The 23592-nt window shown below is 44.4% G+C and carries 21 protein-coding genes; 10 read left to right on the top strand and 11 right to left on the bottom strand.

From position 1 onward, the window contains the following. Position 1: 1 nt before the first annotated feature. The 6 genes from kdsA (at position 2) to galU (ending at position 7044) form a co-directional block, all read left to right on the top strand. Positions 2-799, top strand: a complete 798-nt coding sequence (gene kdsA, locus R7Z41_RS04210; RefSeq protein WP_225478093.1) for a 3-deoxy-8-phosphooctulonate synthase — start codon at positions 2-4, stop codon at positions 797-799. Between the two features lie 66 nt (positions 800-865). Continuing rightward, positions 866-1615 (top strand): 3-deoxy-manno-octulosonate cytidylyltransferase, encoded by a 750-nt coding sequence (gene kdsB / locus R7Z41_RS04205; RefSeq protein ID WP_225478094.1) that lies wholly within the window; start codon positions 866-868, stop codon positions 1613-1615. A gap of 1 nt (position 1616) precedes the next feature. Then, positions 1617-2543 (top strand): SIS domain-containing protein, encoded by a 927-nt coding sequence (locus tag R7Z41_RS04200; protein ID WP_225478095.1) that lies wholly within the window; start codon positions 1617-1619, stop codon positions 2541-2543. Between the two features lie 249 nt (positions 2544-2792). After that, positions 2793-4835: a YjbH domain-containing protein gene (locus R7Z41_RS04195; protein WP_258661409.1), complete on the top strand. Its 2043-nt coding sequence runs from the start codon at positions 2793-2795 to the stop codon at positions 4833-4835. 97 nt (positions 4836-4932) lie between these two features. Next, the gene (locus R7Z41_RS04190) at positions 4933-6099 is read left to right on the top strand and encodes a nucleotide sugar dehydrogenase (protein ID WP_225478097.1); all 1167 of its coding nucleotides are present in this window, start codon (positions 4933-4935) and stop codon (positions 6097-6099) included. 66 nt (positions 6100-6165) lie between these two features. Next, positions 6166-7044, top strand: coding sequence for a UTP--glucose-1-phosphate uridylyltransferase GalU (gene galU / locus R7Z41_RS04185; protein WP_021487153.1), 879 nt, complete (start codon positions 6166-6168; stop codon positions 7042-7044). 97 nt (positions 7045-7141) lie between these two features. On the opposite strand, the gene tpiA is transcribed toward galU, so the two are convergent. Continuing rightward, positions 7142-7912 carry a triose-phosphate isomerase gene (tpiA, locus tag R7Z41_RS04180; protein WP_005384863.1) on the bottom strand — a complete coding sequence of 257 codons (771 nt, stop codon included), beginning with the start codon at positions 7910-7912 and terminating at the stop codon, positions 7142-7144. A gap of 269 nt (positions 7913-8181) precedes the next feature. Here tpiA and R7Z41_RS04175 point away from each other — a divergent pair, with 269 nt between their 5' ends. From R7Z41_RS04175 to R7Z41_RS04165, 3 genes are all read left to right on the top strand, one after another. Further along, complete coding sequence (locus R7Z41_RS04175) at positions 8182-8529, top strand: 5-carboxymethyl-2-hydroxymuconate Delta-isomerase (RefSeq protein ID WP_017820736.1); 348 nt, start codon at positions 8182-8184, stop codon at positions 8527-8529. A gap of 162 nt (positions 8530-8691) precedes the next feature. Next, the gene (locus R7Z41_RS04170; protein ID WP_005379526.1) at positions 8692-9114 is read left to right on the top strand and encodes a DUF805 domain-containing protein; all 423 of its coding nucleotides are present in this window, start codon (positions 8692-8694) and stop codon (positions 9112-9114) included. 1394 nt (positions 9115-10508) lie between these two features. Further along, positions 10509-10802, top strand: coding sequence for a GIY-YIG nuclease family protein (locus R7Z41_RS04165; protein WP_025768346.1), 294 nt, complete (start codon positions 10509-10511; stop codon positions 10800-10802). Here R7Z41_RS04165 and R7Z41_RS04160 read toward each other — a convergent pair. The 3 genes from R7Z41_RS04160 to glpX all read right to left on the bottom strand — a co-directional run bounded on the left by R7Z41_RS04160 (position 10796) and on the right by glpX (position 13653). Next, positions 10796-11146, bottom strand: a complete 351-nt coding sequence (locus R7Z41_RS04160) for a DUF3135 domain-containing protein (protein ID WP_054701041.1) — start codon at positions 11144-11146, stop codon at positions 10796-10798. The two genes, R7Z41_RS04165 and R7Z41_RS04160, sit on opposite strands and share 7 nt — an antisense overlap. A gap of 160 nt (positions 11147-11306) precedes the next feature. Then, positions 11307-11927: a helix-turn-helix transcriptional regulator gene (locus R7Z41_RS04155; protein WP_005379532.1), complete on the bottom strand. Its 621-nt coding sequence runs from the start codon at positions 11925-11927 to the stop codon at positions 11307-11309. Positions 11928-12645: 718 nt separating this feature from the next. Further along, positions 12646-13653: a class II fructose-bisphosphatase gene (gene glpX / locus R7Z41_RS04150; RefSeq protein ID WP_005383180.1), complete on the bottom strand. Its 1008-nt coding sequence runs from the start codon at positions 13651-13653 to the stop codon at positions 12646-12648. A gap of 348 nt (positions 13654-14001) precedes the next feature. Between glpX and zapB the strand changes: the two genes are divergently transcribed. Continuing rightward, complete coding sequence (gene zapB / locus R7Z41_RS04145; RefSeq protein WP_005379536.1) at positions 14002-14244, top strand: cell division protein ZapB; 243 nt, start codon at positions 14002-14004, stop codon at positions 14242-14244. A gap of 135 nt (positions 14245-14379) precedes the next feature. Here zapB and rraA read toward each other — a convergent pair whose 3' ends face one another. The 7 genes from rraA to priA form a co-directional block, all read right to left on the bottom strand. Then, the gene (gene rraA / locus R7Z41_RS04140; RefSeq protein WP_005379537.1) at positions 14380-14886 is read right to left on the bottom strand and encodes a ribonuclease E activity regulator RraA; all 507 of its coding nucleotides are present in this window, start codon (positions 14884-14886) and stop codon (positions 14380-14382) included. 76 nt (positions 14887-14962) lie between these two features. Next, complete coding sequence (locus R7Z41_RS04135) at positions 14963-15880, bottom strand: 1,4-dihydroxy-2-naphthoate polyprenyltransferase (RefSeq protein ID WP_005383178.1); 918 nt, start codon at positions 15878-15880, stop codon at positions 14963-14965. A gap of 1277 nt (positions 15881-17157) precedes the next feature. After that, positions 17158-18489: an HslU--HslV peptidase ATPase subunit gene (gene hslU / locus R7Z41_RS04130; protein ID WP_025768349.1), complete on the bottom strand. Its 1332-nt coding sequence runs from the start codon at positions 18487-18489 to the stop codon at positions 17158-17160. A 23-nt stretch (positions 18490-18512) separates the two neighbouring features. Further along, the gene (gene hslV, locus R7Z41_RS04125; protein WP_005383176.1) at positions 18513-19064 is read right to left on the bottom strand and encodes an ATP-dependent protease subunit HslV; all 552 of its coding nucleotides are present in this window, start codon (positions 19062-19064) and stop codon (positions 18513-18515) included. Between the two features lie 115 nt (positions 19065-19179). Then, positions 19180-19728 carry a cell division protein FtsN gene (gene ftsN, locus R7Z41_RS04120; protein WP_017820300.1) on the bottom strand — a complete coding sequence of 183 codons (549 nt, stop codon included), beginning with the start codon at positions 19726-19728 and terminating at the stop codon, positions 19180-19182. 225 nt (positions 19729-19953) lie between these two features. Further along, the gene (gene cytR / locus R7Z41_RS04115) at positions 19954-20982 is read right to left on the bottom strand and encodes a DNA-binding transcriptional regulator CytR (RefSeq protein ID WP_254901949.1); all 1029 of its coding nucleotides are present in this window, start codon (positions 20980-20982) and stop codon (positions 19954-19956) included. Positions 20983-21285: 303 nt separating this feature from the next. Next, positions 21286-23490, bottom strand: a complete 2205-nt coding sequence (gene priA, locus R7Z41_RS04110) for a primosomal protein N' (RefSeq protein ID WP_186584494.1) — start codon at positions 23488-23490, stop codon at positions 21286-21288. Between the last annotated feature and the right edge of the window lie 102 nt (positions 23491-23592).

The following is a 23592-nucleotide window of genomic DNA, read 5'->3' as shown; positions in this document are numbered from 1 at the left end:
AATGTTTTTAATCGCGGGACCATGTGTTATTGAATCTGAAGAACTTGTTTTTGAAGTCGCTTCAACAATGAAAGCTATTACAAATGAGTTAGGTATTGATTATATTTTTAAAGCGAGTTTTGATAAGGCAAATCGCAGTTCTACAGGGAGTTATCGAGGTCCAGGTATTGAGAAGGGGTTAAATATTCTTTCGAATGTAAAAAAAGAGTTAGGATTACGTATATTGACTGATGTTCACGAAGATACGCCGATTGACGAAGTTGCTTCAGTTGTGGATGTTATGCAAACACCTGCTTTTTTGGTTCGTCAAACTAATTTTATTCAGAAAGTAGCCGCAGCCGGTAAACCTGTTAACATCAAAAAAGGCCAGTTCCAAGCACCATGGGATATGGAGCAAGTGGTAAAGAAGTGTCATGAAGTCGGTAATCGAGACATTTGGCTATGTGACCGTGGTACTTCGTTTGGTTATAACACGCTAGTTTCTGATATGCGTGGTCTCTCGGTGATGCGTCAAACTGGCTGTAAAGTTGTTTTCGATGCAACGCATTCGGTGCAGCAACCTGGTGGTCAAGGCGCTACGTCCGGAGGGCAGCGCGAAATGGTTCCAGTTCTTGCGCGAGCAGCTGTTGCAGCTGGCATTGATGGTTTGTTTATGGAAACACATCCAAATCCATCGGTTGCCTTAAGCGACGGGCCAAATATGCTTCCTCTTAAACATATGAAAGAACTTCTGCAAACACTGCTAGAGATCGACCAAGTAGTAAATAAAAGAGCATTTATTGAGTCTAAGTTAGTTTAATTTTGTTAGCGATCTGCAAATCTATAAATAAACATAATTTCCGTAACAACCTAAGAGAGTAAACCAATGACGAGCAAGATAAAAGTTGTCATTCCGGCAAGATATGGCTCTTCACGCTTGCCAGGTAAGCCATTGCTTCAGTTATGTGGTAAACCTATTTTTTGGCATGTATTTCAACGTGTTGTGGAGGCAGGTGTACCATGTCAAGATATAGTGGTAGCAACTGATGATGACCGCATTTTCTCTGAAGCATCTCTATTGGCTATACCTTGTGTGATGACTGATGTGGACCATGCTAGTGGAACTGATAGGATAAATGAAGTTGCCAGTCAGCTTGGTTGGAATGATAAGGCATTAGTCATTAATGTTCAGGGAGATGAACCATTAATCCCAAGTTCGTTGATACGTCAACTCATTGGTTTTACCAAAGATAACATCTTATTTGATATTACAACGGCTATTTCACCTATCCACTCAGTGGAAGATATGAATAATCCTAATATCGTTAAAGTTGCTATGGGTGAAAACAGTCGAGCTATCTATTTCTCCCGTTCGGCTATCCCCTATAATCGTGATAAACCAAAATCAACTGATACCGTCTATCGACATATAGGGATATATGCTTATTCAGTCAAAAGTCTTCGTCAGTTTTGCCAGTATTCAGAGTCATCCTTAGAGAATACAGAAAAGCTTGAGCAATTACGTGCTTTGAGCAATGGCTTGTCCATTGGTGCAACAATTGTTGAACAGGCTCCCCCTCATGGTATTGATACTGAGCAAGATTATTTTAACGTTAAAACAATAATGGAAAACTAAAATGTCAATAGTTGAACGTGCTAGGGAAGTTATTCGCACAGAAATCAGCGGATTGGAATTTATGGCTACACAGCTTGACCTGTCTTTTGCAGTTGCTGTTGAAACGATCTTAAATACCAAAGGACGTACTATTATTTGTGGTATGGGTAAATCAGGTATTATAGGTAAGAAAATCGCAGCGTCCTTCGCAAGCACAGGGACGGCTGGTTTTTTCATGCACCCGGGTGAAGCTTTCCATGGTGATTTAGGTATGGTTAGGCCAGAGGACGTCTTTATTGCTATTTCTAACTCCGGTGAAACAGATGAAGTGCTAAAACTGCTCCCTTTTTTACGTGATAATGGGAACTTTATTATTGCTATTACTGGTCGACCTGAATCTACTCTTGCGCAAGCTGCTCACTGTCATTTAGATGTCACTGTTCCTCAAGAAGCATGTCCATTGCAACTTGCACCTACAGCCTCAACTACTGCGACATTGGCCATGGGAGATGCTTTGACCATTTGCTTAATGGAGGAACGAAACTTTAAGCCGGAGAACTTTGCTCGTTTCCACCCTGGAGGAAGTCTAGGCCGTCGTTTACTTGGTAAAGTTAGAGACGAAATGATCTCCGATGGTCTTCCTATAGTGAAGCCGGATACTCCTTTTAAAGATGTTATCAATGTTATCTCAAGCGGCCAACTTGGACTTGCAGTAATAATTGATACTCCTGAGGTCGCAATTATTACTGATGGTGATTTACGTCGTGCTATGGAAACTAATGGTAAAGATGTATTTGATTTAAGTGCTTTGGATATAGCAACTTTCAATCCAGTATCAACATCACCTGAGGTCAGTATTCAGACAGCATTCAAACTAATGGAAGACAAAAAGGTGAATGCATTATTGGTTTTCGAAAAAGATAACTTGGTCGGTTTTTTGAAAAAGTGAGCCAGTCATATTTCTGAAATCCTTTTTGTGGCATTTTTATATGTGCGTTGGTGTTTCCTTGGTCAGAGGGCTCATTAATTAAAATGAAACTTGATGCAAATATAAAGTTGATGAAAAATAAGCAGTTCGATAGAGGCACTTTGGTGCCTTTTTACGTATATCCAACTTCAGCAGCGATAATGACCAATGACAAAAAAAAAGATAACTATGGGGGCTGTGGTGTGTTCATTGCCTTTTTATGTGGGGGCAATGAACGTAACTCAACAGTTAGAGGGCTTACCTTCTAATCAGAGTTTTACGGGCTTAATGTTTACCCCTAATGCTCAAGTAAAAGAATATGGTGATTTTGGTTTATCTTTTGCGCAAGGACGTCCTTGGATTGACGAGGTTCAAGGTTTAGATTCGATCAAAGTATCTTTTGGCCTTATTGAGGGATTAGAAGCTCACGGTAGTATCGTTACCTATGATTATAACTCGAACTGTTTTCAAGAAGGCTGTGGCGGTATTCGAGACTTATCGTTGTCACTGAAGTATCAGGTGCCTAATTTTTGGGGAAATGAGTACTTAGATTTCGCTTTGGGTATGCAAGATATCGGTGGAGCTGAAACTAAGCTCATGACTAATTTTGTCGTCGCTGATTATACATTTAATGCATTTCCTTTAAGGGTTTCTGCTGGTTTTGGTCAGTCAGAAGAACGTGTAGTTGGTGTTCTAGATGGCCCTTTTGGTGGCTTTGAATACCAACCTTTTGACTTTGTTCAACTAGTAGGCGAATACGATTCAGTAGAATTCAACTCTTCTGTAAAAGTGTTTACTCCCGATGATCTACTGCCTAACGATATAACCGCTTCATTAAGCTACCAGATTTATTCTGGTCATGAATCGGATGGTTCGAGCGTTTGGAGTGCTGCACTCTCGATGCCATTGATAACGGAATACTCTCGCTCTCGCGACTACGCGAAGAATAATATGACGTTAATGGATCGTTTAGTCGTTGAGCAAAACAAAGCGCAACAAGCGTCAATTTCCTCTTTGGTTAGTGCGTTAAAAAATGAAGGCTTCGTTAACGTTCAAGTTGGCATGTCATATGACAAAGTTGTGGTGGCTTTAGAGAACCGCCGCTACAACCATAATCAAGTTGACGGACTAGGTGTAGCTCTGGGTATTGTGTCGAGTCATTTAGGTCAAAATGCGGCGCAAGATATTGGTGCTGCATCGGATCAATTTGAACTTGTGATGCTTGCCAACCAAAAACCAGTGGTCAGCGTTTTGTCTAACTCTAACTGTTACCAAAGTTTTGTCAATGGCAGCGCAGTTTGTGATGACATTCAGTTTATCACGCACGATTTACCGGAAAGATTAGGCATGGTTGATTGGAAAACGGAGCGAGTTAATTCAGGCAGTTTAGATTCGCAGATCGTACTTTCCCCTATGGTAAGGCATGGCGTAGCAACCGAGTACGGTGTGTATGATTACTCTTTTGCTATGTCTAGCAACTTATACACCTACCTATGGTCTGGCGCGGCAATTGATGTTCGTCATATTTTACCTTTAGCAGAAAGTGATGATTTTGAAGAGGGGGGGTATTTCGAAGACAGCGTATACGAGAATGAGATTGAGCGTGCAATGGTACATCAGTTCTTCCGTTTACCATATGTCGATATAGCCAACCAGGTCTCTCTAGGCTTGGTTAAATCGGACTATATCGGTGCGCGCAGTGAATCAGCTTGGTTCTCTCAATCGGGCAACCATGAGTTGGGATTAGAGATGAGCTATTTCCAACATCAAGACGAAAAAGACAAAAATGGTTATGTGAACCCAGATCGCCAAATCTTTTTAACTCGTTACACATTCTCTATGCCAGAGTGGGGTTGGCAGTTTAACGCAACTGCTGGAGAGTTTTGGAAAGGTGATGTTGGCGCAAAATTCACGACATCACATTGGTTTGAAGACATAGAAGTATCGGCAAGTTATCAGGTGACAAAGTTTAACGATACAGATGAAGAGCAGTTTGTCACTGTGTCAGTAAAGCTGCCCTTAACGCCATGGCGTGATATGTCACCGGGAGTAATACAGATTCGTGGCAACGAAGCCTATGATTTCAACATTACGACACGAGTGGGTAATGATTATAACTACTTAGTGGCAGGCCAGGGTGATGAACTCGTTATGGATAATAGTATGCTTCGCCGTTACTTTAACCGAGGTCGTTATGGTCAAGAGTACTTTGAACAGAACAAGCTGCGCATCCGCAACGCTTATTTGCGTTACTTGGGGACTCAATTGAATTAATTTGTGTAGCTAGTTAGGCTTTTAGTAAATCACCGCACTCTACCGAGAGTGTCGGTGTTTTGATATGCTAGCGTCAGTTAAATAATAGGAAATAAAAATGAAAATTGCTGTCGCAGGCACGGGCTACGTCGGTTTGTCCAATGCATTGTTATTGTCACAAAACCATGAGGTTTTGGCGGTTGATATTATCCAAGAAAAAGTGGATTTGTTGAATAACAAGCAATCTCCAATTGCGGATGCCGAAATTGAGGATTTTTTAACAAACAAAGAGTTAAATTTTGTCGCGACGCTAGATAAAGAGCTGGCTTACAAAGACGCAGAGTTTGTTGTCATTGCCACACCAACGGATTATGACCCTCAAACGAACTACTTTAACACCTCTTCAGTTGAAGCTGTGATTAAAGATGTGATGGCGATTAACCCAGATGCGGTTATGGTGATTAAGTCGACTGTACCTGTGGGTTATACTGCGCGCATTAAAGAAGAACTCGGTTGTCAGAATGTCATGTTCTCTCCAGAGTTTCTTCGTGAAGGTAAAGCACTTTACGATAACCTCCACCCGTCTCGCATCATCGTTGGTGAGCGTAGCGAACGTGCAGAGAAGTTCGCTAATCTTTTGGTCGAAGGTGCGGTAAAAGAAGATATCTCGGTTCTGTTTACTAACTCTACAGAAGCAGAAGCGGTTAAGTTGTTTTCAAACACTTACCTTGCGATGCGCGTGGCTTACTTCAATGAACTGGATTCTTATGCTGAAGCACATAACCTTGATGCGCGCCAAATTATTGAAGGTGTAGGCTTAGACCCTCGTATTGGTAACCACTACAACAACCCTTCATTCGGTTACGGCGGGTACTGTTTACCGAAAGATACAAAGCAACTGTTAGCAAACTATCAGGATGTTCCAAATAACATTATTGGAGCTATTGTTGATGCAAACCGCACTCGTAAAGATTTTGTCGCAGAGTCTATTCTCAAGCGAGAACCAAAAGTTGTGGGCATTTATCGCTTAGTTATGAAAGCTGGCTCAGACAATTTCCGCGCTTCGTCTATTCAAGGCATTATGAAGCGTATTAAGGCAAAAGGCATCGAAGTCGTGGTATATGAACCAGTACTTCAGGAAGATGAGTTTTTTAACTCACGTGTAATCAAAGATATGAATGAGTTTAAACAAAGTGCAGATGTGATTGTCTCTAACCGTATGGTTGAAGAGCTTGCTGATGTGGCTGATAAAGTTTATACCCGTGACCTGTTTGGTAGCGATTAATTAGTATTTATACTCAAATAATATAATAGGCTCCCTTAAGGGAGCTTTTTTTAGTTGGTAATGGTTATGATTAAAAAATGTTTATTCCCAGCGGCGGGTTACGGCACACGTTTCCTTCCTGCAACTAAGTCGATGCCGAAAGAAATGATGCCTGTGGTGAACAAGCCATTGATTGAATACGGTGTCGAAGAAGCGATTGAAGCCGGTATGGACGGTATGTGCATCGTCACCGGTCGTGGTAAGCACTCGTTAATGGATCACTTTGATAAAAATTATGAGTTAGAGCATCAAATTAGCGGTACAAGTAAAGAAGCGCTGCTTGATGATATTCGTTCTTTGATTGATTCTGCGAGTTACACTTACATTCGTCAGCGCGAAATGAAAGGCTTAGGTCACGCTATTCTTACGGGACGTGAACTGGTAGGTGATGAACCGTTTGCTGTTGTGCTCGCGGATGACCTTTGTGTGAATGAGGACCAAGGCGTTCTAGCTCAAATGGTTGAGCTGTACAAACAGTTCCGCTGTTCAATCGTTGCCGTACAAGAAGTTCCGGAATCAGAAACGCATAAGTACGGTGTGATTGCTGGCGAGATGATCAAAGATGATATCTTCCGCATTGATAACATGGTTGAAAAGCCAGAACCAGGCACTGCACCTAGCAATCTAGCGATTATTGGTCGCTACATTCTGACACCTGATATCTTTGAACTGATTGAAAATACAGAGCCAGGTAAAGGTGGTGAGATTCAAATCACCGATGCGCTGATGCAACAAGCTCAATCTGGTTGTGTTTTGGCATACAAATTTAAAGGTCAGCGCTTTGATTGCGGTAGCGTAGAAGGCTACATTGAAGCCACAAATTACTGCTACGAGAACCTTTATAAGAAGGATTCCAGTGCGGAGCTCGCGAAAAAGCCAACCGTGAAAATTGCCGAGCCAGCGTAGGTCGGAACTTTCTATTAGGTACTCCGACGGTACAACACAAACAAAAAGGGATGCATGATGCATCCCTTTGTTATTTTTACTCTCAGTAAAAACGAGATTACGCTTTTGCTTTAGCCGCTGCTTTAGCGATTGCTGCGAAGCTCTTAGCGTCTAGAGAAGCACCGCCAACTAGAGCGCCGTCGATGTCTGGTTGTGAGAAGTAAGCTTCAGCGTTTTCTGGTTTAACAGAGCCACCGTATTGGATGATTACTTGTGCTGCAACTGCTTCGTCTTTCGCTGCGATTAGTGCGCGGATAGAAGCGTGGATGCGTTGTGCATCTTCAGCAGTTGCTGCTTTACCAGTACCGATAGCCCAGATTGGTTCGTAAGCGATGATTGCGCCGTTTAGAGCTTCAACACCGTAAGTGTCGATAACTGCGTTGATTTGACGTGCACATACTGCTTCAGTTTCGCCAGCTTCGTTTTGCGCTTCAGATTCACCGATACAGAAAACTGGAGTTAGACCGTTTTCTTTTAGGAAGTTGAATTTCTTAGCGATGAACTCGTCAGATTCGTTGTGGTATTCACGACGCTCTGAGTGACCGATGATGATGTGAGTAGCACCGAAATCTTTCAGCATTTCTGGAGACATATCGCCAGTGAACGCACCGCTGTTGTTTAGGTCAGTGTTTTGAGCACCTAGGATGATCTTGTTACCGCCTTCAGCGATTACGCGCTCTGCTAGGTCGATGTAAAGTGCAGGTGGAGCGACTGCTACGTCAACACCTTCAACGCCTTCAAGTTCAGCGTTAAGACCAGTTAGCAGCTCAGTTACCATTGCTTTGCTGCCGTTTAGTTTCCAGTTACCCATCACTACAGGACGACGCATAGGAATATCTCCCTTATCTTTAATGTAAATAGTCAATTAATGTAAAAAATCTACGTAGGAATATAACAGAATAATGTGAACAGATCATGATTGGCGTCATGTCTTGTCCGGCTTTCTTTACTGATTCGACCAAGCATCGATCCTGTTATTTTTGTCAAAAGCAACCGATTGGTGATCGCGTAGACAGAATGATAGTTCATTCCTCGGAAATTGCTGCTGAGATTGGTATTACTACGCGCTGGAATTAATTGTTGTAGAAAGGAATCAAAATGCCAAATCTCGTTTTAGAGTATTCAAACTCAGTGGAAGAACGCGTCAATGTTCAGGGGTTGCTGGAGGACTTACATAAAACGGCGTTAGAAAGTGGCCTTTTTGAACTCGCGTCAGTGAAATCTAGAACGCTCCGGTGCCACAATTGGTTAATAGGAGAGGAGGGAGATAGCCTCGACTTTATCCATATCAACTTTGATTTGTTATCTGGTCGCTCCCAAGAACAAAAGCGAGAACTGTCACGAGCCTTGATGGCGACTCTTCAAGAGCAAGCCAGTCACGTGCACAGTTTAACGGTCAATATCCGAGACATGGATATAGATAGCTTCCAAAAGGTAGTGAACTAGGTTGCGCTTAATTACCTGAGAATAGCGAGGGGGTATTGTTACGAATTCTCAGCCTGGCTCTGCTTGTAGTAAGGTCGTTGTGGGCACCCAAGCTATCGGTGTCCTTTCCAAACTATATCGACTCGGCTAATCTATAACCTTTCTACTTTGGGGTAAAATTTGATGTCGACTAAAGAGTTACTGTTTTCTTTTCAAGGACGTATAAACCGTAAAACCTACTGGATTTGGAACGTCATTTACTATGTGTCCATTCTAGGCTTTGGTGCCGGTATCAGCCAGCTGCTTCCTACTCTCTCCTATGTGCTTCTTCCTATTTTCTTGGTGGTTCTGCTGATCCCTGATTTGGCGATCACCACCAAGCGTTGGCACGACCGCAACAAATCGATCTATTGGCTAGCACTGAATATTCCGCTGATTATCGGACGAATTGCCACGCCAATGACCAGCCCTGCCGCGCAAGAGCCGTCGACCCCACAGATGTTCGTCGCTTCCATTTCTCTGATTTGTGGTTTATGGATTCTAATTGAATGTGGTCTCTTAAAGGGGACATCAGGACCAAACCAATATGGCCCTGAGCCGGAGTAATTGCTTCAAGTATCGTGCGTGCTGAAAGTAGATTCTTAGTCTCGCTACGGCTCGCTAGAATGACGAGCTCTTTTTATTTAGAGGCTCTTAAAGTCATCGTCATTCTGAACAACGAGGAACGAGTGTGATTCAGAATCTATCATCCGATTGTACGGTGGTTTAGGTGAACGGGAAAGAATAGGAGCTTGCTGTTACGAGATTTTTAGTCTCGCTAAGGCTCGCTAGAATGACGATCCTTTTTGGTTTGGAGGCTGTTAAAGTCATCATCATTCTGAACAGCGAGGGACGAGTGTGATTCAGAATCTATCGTCCGCTTGAGCCCTGGTTAAGCTGTGTGTGAAAGAGTAGGAGTTTGCTGTTACCAGATCCTTAGTCTCGCTAAGGCTCGCTAGAATGACGAACTCTTTTGATTTAGAGGCTGTTAAACTCACCGTCATTCTGAACTGCGAGGGACGAGCGTGATTCAGAATCTATCGTCCGGTTGAGCAGTGGTTAAGCTGAGCGGGAAAGAATAGGAGCTTGCTGTGACGAGATTTTTAGTCTCGCTAAGGCTCGCTAGAATGACGAACTCTTTTGATTTAGAAACTGTTAAAGCCATCGTCATTCTGAACAGCGAGGAACGAGGTGATTCAGAATCTATCGTCCGGTTGAGCAGTGGTGAAGCTGAGCGGGAAAGAATAGGAGCTTGCTGATACCAGATTCTTAGTTTCGCTGCGGCTCGCTAGAATGACGGACTCTTTTGATTTAGAGGCTGTTAAAGCCACTGTCATTCTGAACAGCGAGGAATGAGCGTGGTCCAGAATCTATCGTCCGGTTGAGCAGTGGTTAAGCTGAGCGGGAAAGAATAGGAGCTTGCTGTTACCAGATTCTTAGTTTCGCTAAAGCTCGATTGAGTGACGAGCTCCTTTGATTTAGAGTCTGTGAAAGCCACCGTCATTCTGAACAGCGAGGAATGAGCGTGATCCAGAATCTATCGTCCGGTTGAGCAGTGGTGAAGCTGAGCGGGAAAGAATAGGAGCTTGCTGATACCAGATTCTTAGTTTCGCTGCGGCTCGCTAGAATGACGGACTCTTTTGATTTAGAGGCTGTTAAAGCCACTGTCATTTTGAACAGCGAAGAATGAGCGTGGTCCAGAATCTATCATCCGGTTGAGCAGTGGCTAAGGTGAGAGCAAAAGAATAGGAGCCTTGTTGTTACGCGATTCTTAGTCTCGCTAAGGCTCGCTAGCATGACGAACGCTTTTGACATAGAGCTTATTAAAGTCACCGTCATTCTGAACAACGAGGAACGAGTGTGATTCAGAATCTACGCATAGAGCGCTCCGAGTTCGAAATAAACTGACTGAGCTTGCGAATTACAATGGAAAAGTAACAGCGAATAATGAAGGAGAATGAATCATCGATAAGACACCTTGCGTTTATATCCTAACGTCAAATAACAACGCCGTTCTCTACATAGGTGTTACCAGTCAGCTGCCCCAAAGAATATGGCAACATAAAAATGGAGTAGTGGAAGGATTTACTAAGAAATACAACGTTCATAAGCTCGTTTACTTTGAGTTATTCGACGATATGGCTAATGCTATAAACCGAGAAAAGCAGCTCAAGCAGTGGAAGCGTGAGTGGAAGTTAGCCTTGGTAAGAGAAACGAACCCTAACTTTCTCGATCTATCTACTGAGTATCAGTAAAAGTCATTCCTATCTTTAAACGCATTTAAGCTAACCACATCCGCTTTTTGTGTCGGTGCCGCTTCCCCTTCTAGCGCTGCTTTGAACTTCACGACCTGTTTTTGCAACTCGTTCATCAATACCACATTGGTGTGATGAGGGTTTTTACACGTGCTGATGACTCTATCAATGTGGCTTTGTTGAGCCCACAATCTTTCTTTCATATCTTCTGATGCGCTTTCGATCATCTCTTTCGCCATCTCATGACGAAATTGCTCAAAAGCTTCTGGATCTCGCTCTGCCATTCGAACCATTTCATCGAATGGAGGAAGCGTTTGGGACGGGATATGACGTAGATTAGACATCGATGCTCTCCAAATCCTTATGGAAATTGCCTTTAGTTACTAAAAGCCTATACCACTAGAAAGAGGAGAGAGGATGAATTCTTCAGCCGTCTCACTTATAAGAGAAGCTTTCAAGCTTGAGATTGAATAAGTGCGGCATGTCGATGTTTGGTTGTGGTGGTTACTGCAGTTGTTGGATGCGGTAAACGCAGCGTCTTTGGCCACTAATGATGTGTTCGGTACGCTCTACTTTGGTGTCACGTCCAAGTAAAGACTGAAAGACACTTAATTCTGATTGGCACAAGCTTGGGCAGCGAGTTGCGGCTTTACAAATCGGACAGTGATTTTCGATCAAGATGAATCCGTTCTCATCTTTCTCGAGCTCTGCCATATAGCCTTCTTGCTCTCTTAATGTGACGAGTGTTTCTAGTTTGCTTTGCAGAGAGTCGCATTGCTCAAGATGCTGACGATAACTTTGTAACGTGAGTTTTTCCCTTTCTGATGTGACTTTTTCCAGTCCATCTTTGCCAAAGATATGTTCGACAGCTTCTATAAACTGAATGGTCAACTCACCGTGACGGTCAGCAAATTGCTCATGACCTTTTTGAGTGAGAGACCAATGACGAGCAGGGCGACCAACTTTTACTTTTACGTCATGGATAGAAAGAATGCCATCATCTTCTAAACTTTGCAGGTGCTGACGAGCCCCCATGGTTGTCATACCTAGCTCAGAGGAGAGTTGTTTTGCAGTGACGGAGCCATCACGCTTAACGATTTGCAATATCCTATCTACGGTCTTCATATACCCACCATTTATACGTCAGTACATATTATGCGCGATAGGGTTAGTAAAGAAAAGTGTTGACTTAATTTGAGTGTGGATTTGTAGGGGCTATGTTCATATGAGCCAATATATGTCGTCATTCTGAACGGCGAGGGACGAGGTGATTCAGAATCTATCTTTTGGTTGAGCAGTGGTTAAGGTGGTCAGGAAAGAATAGGAGCTTGTTACTATTAGATTCTTAGTCTCGCTGGAGCTCGCTAGAATGACGAGTTCTTTTAATTTAGAGCTTATTAAAGTCACCGTCATTCTGAACAACGAGGAACGAGTGTGATTCAGAATCTACTGTCCGGCTGTGCAGTGGCTTAGTTGAGCGGGAAAGAAGCGGAGTTTGCTGTTACCAGATTCTTAGTCTCGCTGGAGCTCGCTAGAATGACGAGTTTTTTCGATTTAGAGCTTGCTATGGTAGCCGTCATTCTGAACAGCGAGGAACGAGGTGATTCAGAATCTATCGTCCGGTTGAGCAGTGGTTAAGGTGACCAGCAAAGAATAGGAGCCTGCTGTTACCAGATTCTTAGTCTCGCTGGAGCTTGCTAGAATGACGAGTTCTTTTGATTTAGAGCTTATTAAAGTCACCGTCATTCTGAACATCGAGGAACGAGAGTGATTCAGAATCTACTGTCCGGCTGTGCGGAAAGAAAGGCTCAAACTCAGATTGAGCTAGAGCCTCGAGAAATGCTTAAAGAATAATATCGCGTACTTCTGGATCTTTACGATCTAAGTAGTGAGTCGATTTGATGCGGCGAATAGTTCGGCATCGACCGCGCACGAGCAGCGTTTCTGTGGTCGCTATATTGCCTTGACGAGAGATACCTTCCAGCAAGTCACCTTTAGTGATGCCTGTAGCTGAAAATACCACATTGTCGCTACGAGCCATGTCTTCCATTTTGAGGACAACATTCGCTTTTACGCCCATTTCATCGCAGCGTTTTAGTTCATCTGCACCGTAAATGCGGTTTTCTTCAGTATCGCCTTTTACCTCATGACGAGGAAGCAGGCGACCGTGCATGTCACCGTCTAGCGCTCGAATTACCGCTGCTGATACAACCCCTTCTGGCGCACCGCCAATACAGTACATCATGTCCACTTCACTGTCTGGCATACAAGTTAGAATAGAGGCAGCCACGTCACCATCAGGCACCGCAAAAACACGTACGCCCATTGCTTGCATTTCTGCAATAACGTCATCGTGGCGAGGTTTCGCAAGGGTAATAACGACTAGGGTATCAAGTGGCTTGTTCAGGGCCTTTGCTACGTTCTCTAGGTTTTCTTTTAACGGCTTTTCTAAGTCAATTACGCCTTTTGCACCAGGGCCAACAACCAGTTTTTCCATGTACATATCTGGCGCTTTAAGAAAGCTGCCTTTCTCACCTGCGGCAAGTACGGCTAGTGCGTTCGATTGTCCCATTGCCGTCATACGCGTTCCTTCAATCGGGTCGACTGCAATATCTACTTCATCACCACCAATACCCACTTGCTCACCAATGTACAGCATTGGCGCATCATCGATTTCACCCTCACCAATGACAATTTCACCACTGATATCTGTTTTGTTCAGTAGCGTGCGCATAACTTCAACAGCTGCGCCATCGGCTGCGTTTTTATCGCCACGGCCAAGCCATTTGTAACCAGCCAGAGCTGCACCTTCAGTCACACGGGAAAATGCCATTGCTAAATCGCGTTTCATGATGTCTCCAAGTAAGCAAGAGGGAAGAAGAATTTGCGCGGCGATTCTATCACAAGGTCGAGTAAACGTTTGCCTTTTTGCGAGGCTTTTACTTTATCTAACTTGAATTTGATCAATACTTAGGGCGATTTTCAGCGTAGCGAGACGCAAAATCCTTGCTCAAAAATGCTTCGGCGACAAGAAAAGTCAGCGTTTAGTGAGATTGCGCTGATTTTTTGACCGAATGATGCAAAATATCGAATATAGTGAGTGTTTCTCATCGCGACGCTGAGTAGAATGAACCTTATATAGGTTAGGTGTGCATCAATCTCGCACATCGTCCCAACGGAATAACATAGGTAGGCCAAGATGTCTTTTGAAGTACTAGAACAACTAGAATCTAAAATTCAAACTGCAGTTGACACAATCACTCTTCTTCAGATGGAAGTCGAAGAGCTGAAAGAAGATAAAGCTAAACTTGCGGAAGAAGCGAACGAGCTTCGCTCTCAACGTGAAGAGCTAGAGCAAAAAGCACAACAAGCACAGCAAGAGCACGCACAATGGCAAGAGCGCATTCGTGCACTACTTGGCAAAATGGACGAAGTGGAATAATTCGGCTTCTTCATTCCAAATTAAAAACACCCGCGTTAAGCGGGTGTTTGTGTTTTAGGGAAGTAGAAAATGTTAAGACAAGGCTAGGCGCTAAGAGCCAAGAGAAGACCCTATAACTTAGGCGCCTAAGACTCGTTATGCTTCTTCATCCAACTCTAAATCAATATTCAATGGTTCAGGCGACAGGATAATTCCGGTGCTATCAGCATAAATATAATCTTCAGGTAAGAAGCTGACGCCGCCAAAGTTGACTGGTACATCCAATTCACCAATACCCTGGCTGGTCGCTCCAACAGGAATAGAAGCGAGGGCTTGAATGCCTAAATTCATATCTTCAAGTTCATCGACTTCACGAACACAACCGTAAACGACAATGCCTTCCCACTCGTTTTCTTCCGCAATGGTTGCGATTTCTGCATCGATAAGGGCTTTACGTAGGGAACCGCCACCGTCAATTAACAAAACGCGACCAAGTCCATCTTGCTCTAATGTCTCGCGGATCAACGAATTATCTTCAAAACACTTGATGGTGGTGATTTGCCCGGCAAATGAAGCGCGACCGCCAAAGTTACTGAACATTGGTTCAACCACATCTACCTGGTCGAGGTAGATGTCACAGAGTGCTGAGGTATTGTATTCCATAGCGTACCTTTCTAAACAGAAATTGGTTGTCTTTGAGTATATCTAGGCATTAAGTCAATGCAATGACAATCCTTTTTTAACTTACTAGAGTTTGAGCTACCACAATTGTTGCAAACAAAACGTTGGTGACTAGAGAGCATTTCACGATGACTGGCATCATTGGTGCTATCTGAGCGGGCTTTTGTGTATGCCAAACTGCTTTACCATGATCGGCCACGAAATAAATACTAAGTAAAAATGGCAAGCTAATCCAAACGGGTTTGTCTTGAATTAACAAGTAAGCCGCAAAGGCAAGGATAGCTCCGCCAAGTAAGATAAAGTGGTACTGCTTGGCTTTACGTTGACCTAAGCGTACCGCCACCGTGCGTTTACCACACTCTCGGTCGTTCTCTATATCACGCATATTGTTGATATTGAGTACTGCAACGGCGAGTAAACCGCAGCCTAAAGCAGGTAAGAATAGCGTGGTGTCTACGTGACCAGTATGCAAGAAGTAGGTACCGGATACGCCGAGTAGACCAAAAAACAAGAACACTGATATATCGCCAAGCCCCACGTAACCGTATGGTTTGCTACCCATGGTATAAGCAATGGCTGCGAGAATGGCCAAAATTCCCAGCCCGATAAAAGTGACAATGCTTTCCAGTGAACTTAGTGAATAGAAAACTAACACCAAGCCTGAAATGGCGGTCAGAACGATGTTAAAGATAATCGCCTGTTTCATCTGTTTAGCACTTACCGCGCCAGACTGCATCGCTCGTAATGGGCCGAGGCGTTTGTCGTTATCTGTACCTTGAACGGCATCGCCATAGTCGTTTGCCAGGTTGGACAGAATTTGCAGCAACGTCGCGGTTACGAAAGCCATGATGGCAATTGTCAGTGAAAAATGACCTGCCGAGTAGGCGAGCACGCTACCTGTTAAGATAGAGACCAATGCCAGAGGTAATGTTTTTGGACGAGCGGCTTCAAGCCAGATCTGTAGAGATTGTTTCATGGAAATTTCGTGCTAGTAACCAATGTGCCCAGTATAAGCACAAAGAGGCAGATACGCTATTGACCTAAAACAACTCAACTAGAAGTCAAAGGGCGATTCAGAATCTATCGTCCGGTTGTGCAGTGATGAAGGTGAGTGGGAAAGAAAGGCGTTTGCTGTTAGCAGATTCTTAGTCTCGCTTGAGCTCGCTAGAATGACGAGATCTTTTGATTTAGATGTTGTCAAAGTCACCGTCATTCTGAACAACGAGGAACGAGTGTGATTCAGAACCCATCGTCCGGTTGTGCAGTGGTTAAGGTGAATGGGAAAGAATAGGCGTCTGCTGTTAGCAGATTCTTAGTCTCGTTATAATGACGAGATCCTTTGATTTAAATGTTGTCTAAGTCACCGTCATTCTGAACAGCAAGGAACGAGTGTGATTCAGAATCTATCGTCCGTTTGTGAAGTGGTTAAGGTGAGTGGGAAAGAATAGGCGCCTGTTGTTACCAGATTCTTAGTCTCGCTTGAGCTCGCTAGAATGACGAGACCTTTTTGATTTAGGTGTTGTCACAGTAACCGTCATTCTGAACAGCGAGGAACGAGGGTGATTCAGAATCTATCGTCCCAATAGTGCCGTGGTTAAGGTGAGTTGGAAAGAATAGGCGTCTGCTGTTAGCAGATTCTTAGTCTCGCTTGAGCTCTTAGAATGACGAGATCCTTGATTTGGGTATTGTCAAAGTCACCGTCATTCTGAACAACGAGTGTGATTCAGAATCGATCATCCGATTGTGCGGTGGTTAAGGTGAGTGGGGAAGAATAGGCGTTTGCTGTTAGCAGATTCTTAGTCTCGCTTAAGCTCGCTAGAATGACGAGAGCTTTTGATCTAGATGTTGTCTAAGTCACCGTCATTCTGAACAGCGAGGAACGAGTGTGATTCAGAATCTATCATCCGATTGTGAAGTGTTACGGTGAGAGAGAAAGAATAGGCGTCTGCTGTTACTAGATTCTTAGTCTCGCTTGAGCTCGCTAGAATGACGAGATCTTTTTTGATTTAGGTGTTGTCACAGTAACCGTCATTCTGAACAGCGAGGAACGAGGTGATTCAGAATCTATCGTCCCAATAGTGCCGTGGTTAAGGTGAGTTGGAAAGAATAGGCGTCTGCTGTTAGCAGATTCTTAGTCTCACTTGAGCTCGCTAGAATGACGAGAACTTTTGATTTAGGTGTTGTCACAGTGGCCGTCATTCTATACAAAAAGCCCAGAAACAAGGTTCTGGGCTTTGGTAAAATAGATTGCGATTAAAGAATAAAGCGGCTTAGATCTTCATCTTCAATTGTGTCGCCTAAGCGTGCTTTCACATAAGCGGAATCAATAACGAATTTAGCGCCAGATTGCTCCGCTGCGTCGTAAGAGATTTCATCCATTAAGCGTTCCATAACGGTGTGTAAGCGACGAGCACCGATGTTTTCTGTGCTTTCGTTGACCGTCCATGCAGCTTCCGCGATTTGCGTGATACCGTCTTCTGTGAATTCGATGTCCACATCTTCCGTTTTCATCAACGCAACGTACTGCTCTGTTAGAGAGGCTTTTGGTTCTGTCAGAATGCGTTTGAAGTCGTTGCTGCTTAGTGCTTCTAGCTCAACGCGAATTGGTAGACGACCTTGCAATTCTGGGATCAAGTCAGATGGTTTTGCCACTTGGAATGCACCAGATGCAACAAACAGAATGTGGTCTGTTTTTACCATGCCGTGCTTGGTTGATACCGTGCTGCCTTCAATCAATGGAAGTAGGTCGCGCTGAACACCTTCGCGTGAAACGTCTGGGCCTGAGCTCTCGCCGCGTTTACAGATTTTGTCGATCTCATCGATAAATACGATGCCGTTGTTTTCAACGTTGAAAATCGCTGCTTCTTTTAGCTCTTCTTGGTTTACCAGTTTCGCCGCTTCTTCTTCCGCTAACGCTTTCATTGCGTCTTTGATTTTCAGCTTACGTTTTTTCTTAGTGTCGCCTGCCAGGTTTTGGAACATGCCTTGCAGCTGGTTAGTCATCTCTTCCATACCAGGAGGCGCCATGATCTCTACGCCCATCTGCGGTGCGGCTACGTCGATTTCAATTTCTTTATCGTCTAGTTGGCCTTCACGCAGTTTCTTACGGAAGATCTGGCGAGTGTGAGAAGACTCTTCCGTTTGCTCTGCTTGACCCCAGCTATCACGTGCTGGTGGCAGTAGCGCATCAAGAATGCGTTCTTCCGCTTGCTCTTCTGCTCGGAATTTCACTTTCTCCATCGCTTGTTGATGCGTCATTTTCACAGCGACATCTGTTAGGTCACGGATGATGGTTTCAACTTCTTTACCAACGTAACCCACTTCGGTGAATTTTGTCGCTTCAACTTTGATGAAAGGGGCATTTGCCAGTTTTGCGAGGCGTCGTGCGATTTCAGTCTTACCAACACCAGTAGGGCCAATCATCAAGATGTTTTTTGGCGTCACTTCGGCACGCAAGCTTTCTTCAAGCTGCATGCGGCGCCAGCGGTTACGAAGTGCAATCGCAACCGAACGCTTGGCTTTTTCTTGACCGATAATGTGGCGGTTCAATTCATGAACGATTTCGCGAGGCGTCATTTCAGACATATTCTTTCCTTACTTCGTTACGATTACGCGGTTGGTTTTTCAGGCTCTACTGTTGAGTCTAGCTCTTCTACCGTGTGGTGATGGTTAGTGAAGACACAAATATCACCCGCGATATTGAGAGCTTTTTCCGCGATCTCACGAGCATCTAGATCTGTGTTTTCTAGTAGGGCGGTTGCGGCAGCTTGTGCGTAAGCACCACCAGAGCCAATCGCAATCAGGTCATGTTCTGGCTGTACGACATCACCATTACCGGTAATGATTAACGATGCGGTTTCGTCGGCAACGGCAAGTAAGGCTTCGAGCTTGCGCAGAGCACGATCGCTACGCCAGTCTTTGGCTAGCTCAACTGCCGCTTTGGTTAGGTGACCTTGGTGCATTTGCAGTTTGCTTTCGAAGCGCTCAAAAAGGGTGAAGGCATCCGCAGTACCGCCGGCAAAGCCCGCTAGTACTTGGTTGTTGTATAGGCGGCGAACTTTGCGCGCATTACCTTTCATTACGGTATTGCCTAGAGATACTTGGCCATCACCCGCGATGACGACTTTATTATTTCGACGTACAGATACAATGGTAGTCACAGTCGACCTCTTGATTATTTCTCTTTGGATTTAATTCAGTATATGGGGGAGGAGAAATGGGGATTCAAGGGGGCAAAAAGAAAGGCCCTAGGATCTTAGCTCCTAGGGCCTGAGTTTAAAGATTTTCTTTCCAAATCGCACACGGCTCGATTTTCGCGCGTTGCAGTTTATGACGATCACGTTCTGCATCACGTTTGAACTTATACGGACCTAGCACCACGCGATACCATGAACTGCCTTCTTTCTTACGAATCTTGCTCGACATCCCTTGGAACGCGATTGCAAGCTTGCGCTCTTCGGCTTGTGCCTGAGTTTTGTACGCGCCACACTGCATGATGTAAGGAATTTTAGAAACTTCAATTTCTTTGGCCACAACTTCAACTTCACGTTTCGGTAGTGACTCAACATATTCCCATTTTTCTTCTGGTGGTGGCGGCAAGTCTTTTTTCGGCTTTGGTTTGCTTACAGTGGTTGTTGGCTGCTTCACAACTGGTTGTTTAGGTTCTGGGTCGCTACTCAAAAGGTAAAGACCATAGCCAAAACCGCCCACGAGCAAGATAGCGAGCAGGCCACTGCGCCAAGGTTTTTTTCTTCTCGGCGGCTGTTTTTTTGTCGACTTTTTTGGGGCGCCTCGCCCCCGTCTTACATAATCTCTATTTGCCACGGTTATTTCTGGTCATCAAGGATTCTTGCAAATATGTTAATCCAGAACGAGTTGAGAAAACACCCTATTGATAGAATCTTGATAGCTAAAGCGCGACAACGCCCGAGTGTAAGAGTGTGTTTCCGTTCTCACTTACATTTATTCAGGGATACACAAAAAGCAGGAGGGGTAAATAAAAAAGCGGCGCCTTAGCACCGCTTTGGGGATGAATACCTAATCTTTAGGTTAAGGGCGCTGTGGTGGCGCTGCACTTCCACGAATGACGAGATTAGTTTCAAGCAGACGCGAGCCTGAATGCACGTCGTGGCCTTTTAACATCTCGAGCATCATTAGCATCGCTTGTCGACCAATCTCATAGCGAGGTTGAGAGATGGTGGTCAACGGTGGATCGCAGTACTGAGCGAAGTTAATGTCATCAAAGCCCACAACAGAGAGATCTTGCGGTACTCGTAAGCCAAGCTTTTTCGCTTCTTGAATTGCGCCGATGGCCATTGTGTCACAGTGACAGAAAATAGCCGTTGGTGGTTCTGGCAATTCGAGCAGTTTACGAACGGCTTTTGCTCCGCCATCAAAAGAGAACTCAGTAATGACACTATATTGTGGATCTTTATTGATGCCGGCACGGCGCAGGGCTTGTTGGTAGCCTTGCTGGCGGAACTGACACAATATTGCTGTATCTGGTCCAGAGATTTGAGCAATGCGTTTATGACCTAATTGAGTCAGGTAATTCACCGCTTCAAATGCTGAGGTCAGGTTATCAATATGTACTGTCGGAAGCTCGAGCTCTGGCGCAAATTCACACGCCATTACCATCGGAGGTAAGTTCTTTTGCTCTGGCTTACTGACATCGAATGGTAGATCTGTACCAAGCAGTAGCATTCCATCTGCCTGCTTAGTAAATACGAGGTTAACGAAAGAGCTTTCGCGTTTCTTCTGTTGTCCGCTATCGCCCAGCAGGACTAGATAGCCATGTTCCATGGCTGCATCTTCAATACCGCGAATAATTTCAGAAAAATAAGGATCACAGATGTCGGGAACGATAGTAACAATGGTTTTTGATTCGTTTCTACGTAAGTTACGCGCTAATGAGTTTGGAGAATAACCCGCTTCAAGTACGGCATCTTCTACTCTCTTTCTTGTAGAAGAAGATACTTTCTCTGGATTCATTAAGGCTCGAGATACCGTAGCCGTAGACACTCCCGCAAGCTGGGCAACATCCTTCATTGTCGCCATAGTTTTTAACCTCTCATTTATTTTTTGCCAAGATGACGTTATTCCGGTTTGAAATCAGAGTAATCAAACCGAGTTAGAGCTGTATTTGCTCTTCGCTCAGTTCGTGTTAACGAGTGGGAAAATGGATTCTTCACCGCGATATCAATTTGTGGGAATAGTCATTGTTTTAATCTAAGCCTGTGCAAACAAGTCACTTTAGACTTTTCTAATTTGGATAGTCTATTCATTTCTAAAGTGAAAGTTACGGTCTGTTTAACAAAAATTGTAATCTTGGTGTGATTCTGGTCACATTAAATGGTAATTCATTACATAGTTAAACGTTTGCTAGCTGAGATCTTGTGGTTCTATGTCTAAATTCCAGCGTACTTTCTTAGCATTTGGCAACAACTCAATAGCAGGTTTGGCACTGGTTAATAACTTTTGCATCAATGAACGATGCTGAGTTTGCAGTAATAGTTGCCAACGGTATTTACCAGCCCGCTTGGCCAAAGGTGAAGGAGTAGGGCCTAACACCATGCAGGAATCATCGAACAGAGGGTGTGACTCTAACGTAAAGCGAACCTGACGCAGGAAGTCTTCAACTACCTCACTTTGGTTCGCCTCTGCTTTAAACAGAGTCAAGAAACTATAAGGCGGAAGCTGAGCCAATTTGCGTTCTTCCAGAGCAGTCATAGCAAAGTGGCGATAGTCTTTTTGAAGCAGGGCCTGCAGCAAGCTGTGCTCAGGATGGTGGGTTTGTAGGATAACCTCGCCAGGTTTACTTGCGCGGCCGGCACGACCTGCGACTTGAATAAACAACTGCGCTAGTCGCTCGGAAGCGCGGAAGTCACTACTATAGAGAGAGCCATCAACATCCAAAAGAGCAACGAGCGTTACATTTGGAAAATGGTGCCCCTTAGCCAGCATTTGGGTGCCAATCAGAATTTGATGTTCACCTTTACGAATCGATTCAAGGGCATCTTCCAAACTACCTTTGCGACGTGTGCTGTCTCTGTCGATGCGAATGGCGTTGTATTCTGGAAATAACTGAGCCAATTGTTGTTCGAGTTGTTCCGTTCCTACGCCGACGGTAACCAATTGGGTTGAACCACACCCCTGACATTGATGAATCACCGGTTGTTGTGAGCCGCAGTGATGGCAGCGTATTTCGTTGCTGTAATGGTGGAACGTATAGTACGCATCACAGCGTTTACATTCTGCAATCCAACCGCATTCATGGCACATCAAAGCGGGCGAAAAGCCTCGGCGGTTAAGAAACAACATTACTTGATTGCCAGCTTTTAAATGCTTGCGCATCTCGGCAATCAGTTGGGCAGATAAGCCACTTTCTAAATACTGACCTTTTACATCTAACACTTTATTGGTGGTTGGCACGGCAGAGCCAGCTCGTTGGGTTAGTGTTAAATGGTGATACTTGCCTGACAAGGCATTGTGCAATGTCTCCAGTGCAGGTGTGGCTGAGCCCAGAACAATCGGAACTTGTTCTTTATGAGCGCGCATTACAGCAACATCGCGTGCATGATAACGCAAGCTATCTTGCTGTTTGTAAGAGGTGTCATGTTCCTCGTCCACAATGATAATCCCGAGATCAGCAAAAGGCGCGAGTAGGGCAGAGCGTGTGCCGATAATGATTCCGGCCGCTTTGTCGCGTGCAGAAAGCCACGCATTCAGACGCTCCGTCTCGTTTAACCCGGAGTGGATGACGTCAACTGGCACATTAAAACGGCGTTTAAAGCGGTTGATGGTTTGTGGTGTTAAGCCAATCTCTGGTACTAAAACCAAGGCTTGTTTACCTTTCTCTAAGACCGGCTTGATAAGGTTTAAGTAAACTTCTGTTTTACCAGAGCCAGTTACTCCCTCTAATAAATAGCAAGCAAAGCCTGTTTGGCTATTTACACTTGCAATAGCGAGTGCTTGTTCGTGGTTGAGCTTTGGCTTCTCGACGTCGCATTCAACGTGCTGTCCCCACTGGGTGATTACAGGCTTCTTCTCGATACGTTCAATCCAGCCTTTCTCTTCTAAAGACTTTAGTACTGTTGAGGCTATCTCTTGGTCGACAAATTCCTGGTGAGGCAAAGCGCCGTTAACCAACATTTGCAAGACCTTCTGTTGTTTGACTGCTCGACGATCAAGCCCTTGCATCAGCTTGTCTTTACCGGATTCGGTAATTTGCCACTCTTGTAGCGTCGCAAAATCTGCAGGCTTTCCTTTACGTAGAGCTGCTGGCATCGCATTGTGTAGCGTATCTCCAAGTGGGTATTGGTAGAACTGGCTGCACCAAGTCAGCAACGAATAAAGCTTTTCAGACCATATCGGCTGAGAATCAAGAACTGCTTTGATTGGCTTGAGTTGATCTTTGGGAAAGTCCGAGTGATTAACCATCGCGGTGACGATGCCAACTAACGTTTGGCGTCCAAAAGGTACGGAAACGCGTCCACCAATGATCGGAAACAGGTGCCCCGGAATGGCGTAATCAAATTGTTTGTCGAGCGGAACGGGTAATGCCACTCTAGCAATGGTTGGACGCATAAATTCTTAGCTATTAAAAAAGAGGGAAAGGAAATGAGAGTCTATTAAAATCGGTATGGAAATTCGAGTAAAGCAATGCGATTCAGCGTGAATCGTGCCTCT

Source organism: Vibrio sp. 1457 (assembly GCF_033340195.1).
Classification (GTDB): Bacteria; Pseudomonadota; Gammaproteobacteria; order Enterobacterales; family Vibrionaceae; genus Vibrio; species Vibrio alginolyticus.
Note: the sequence above shows the minus strand (reverse complement) of the source record. Positions and strands in the feature narration are given on the sequence as shown.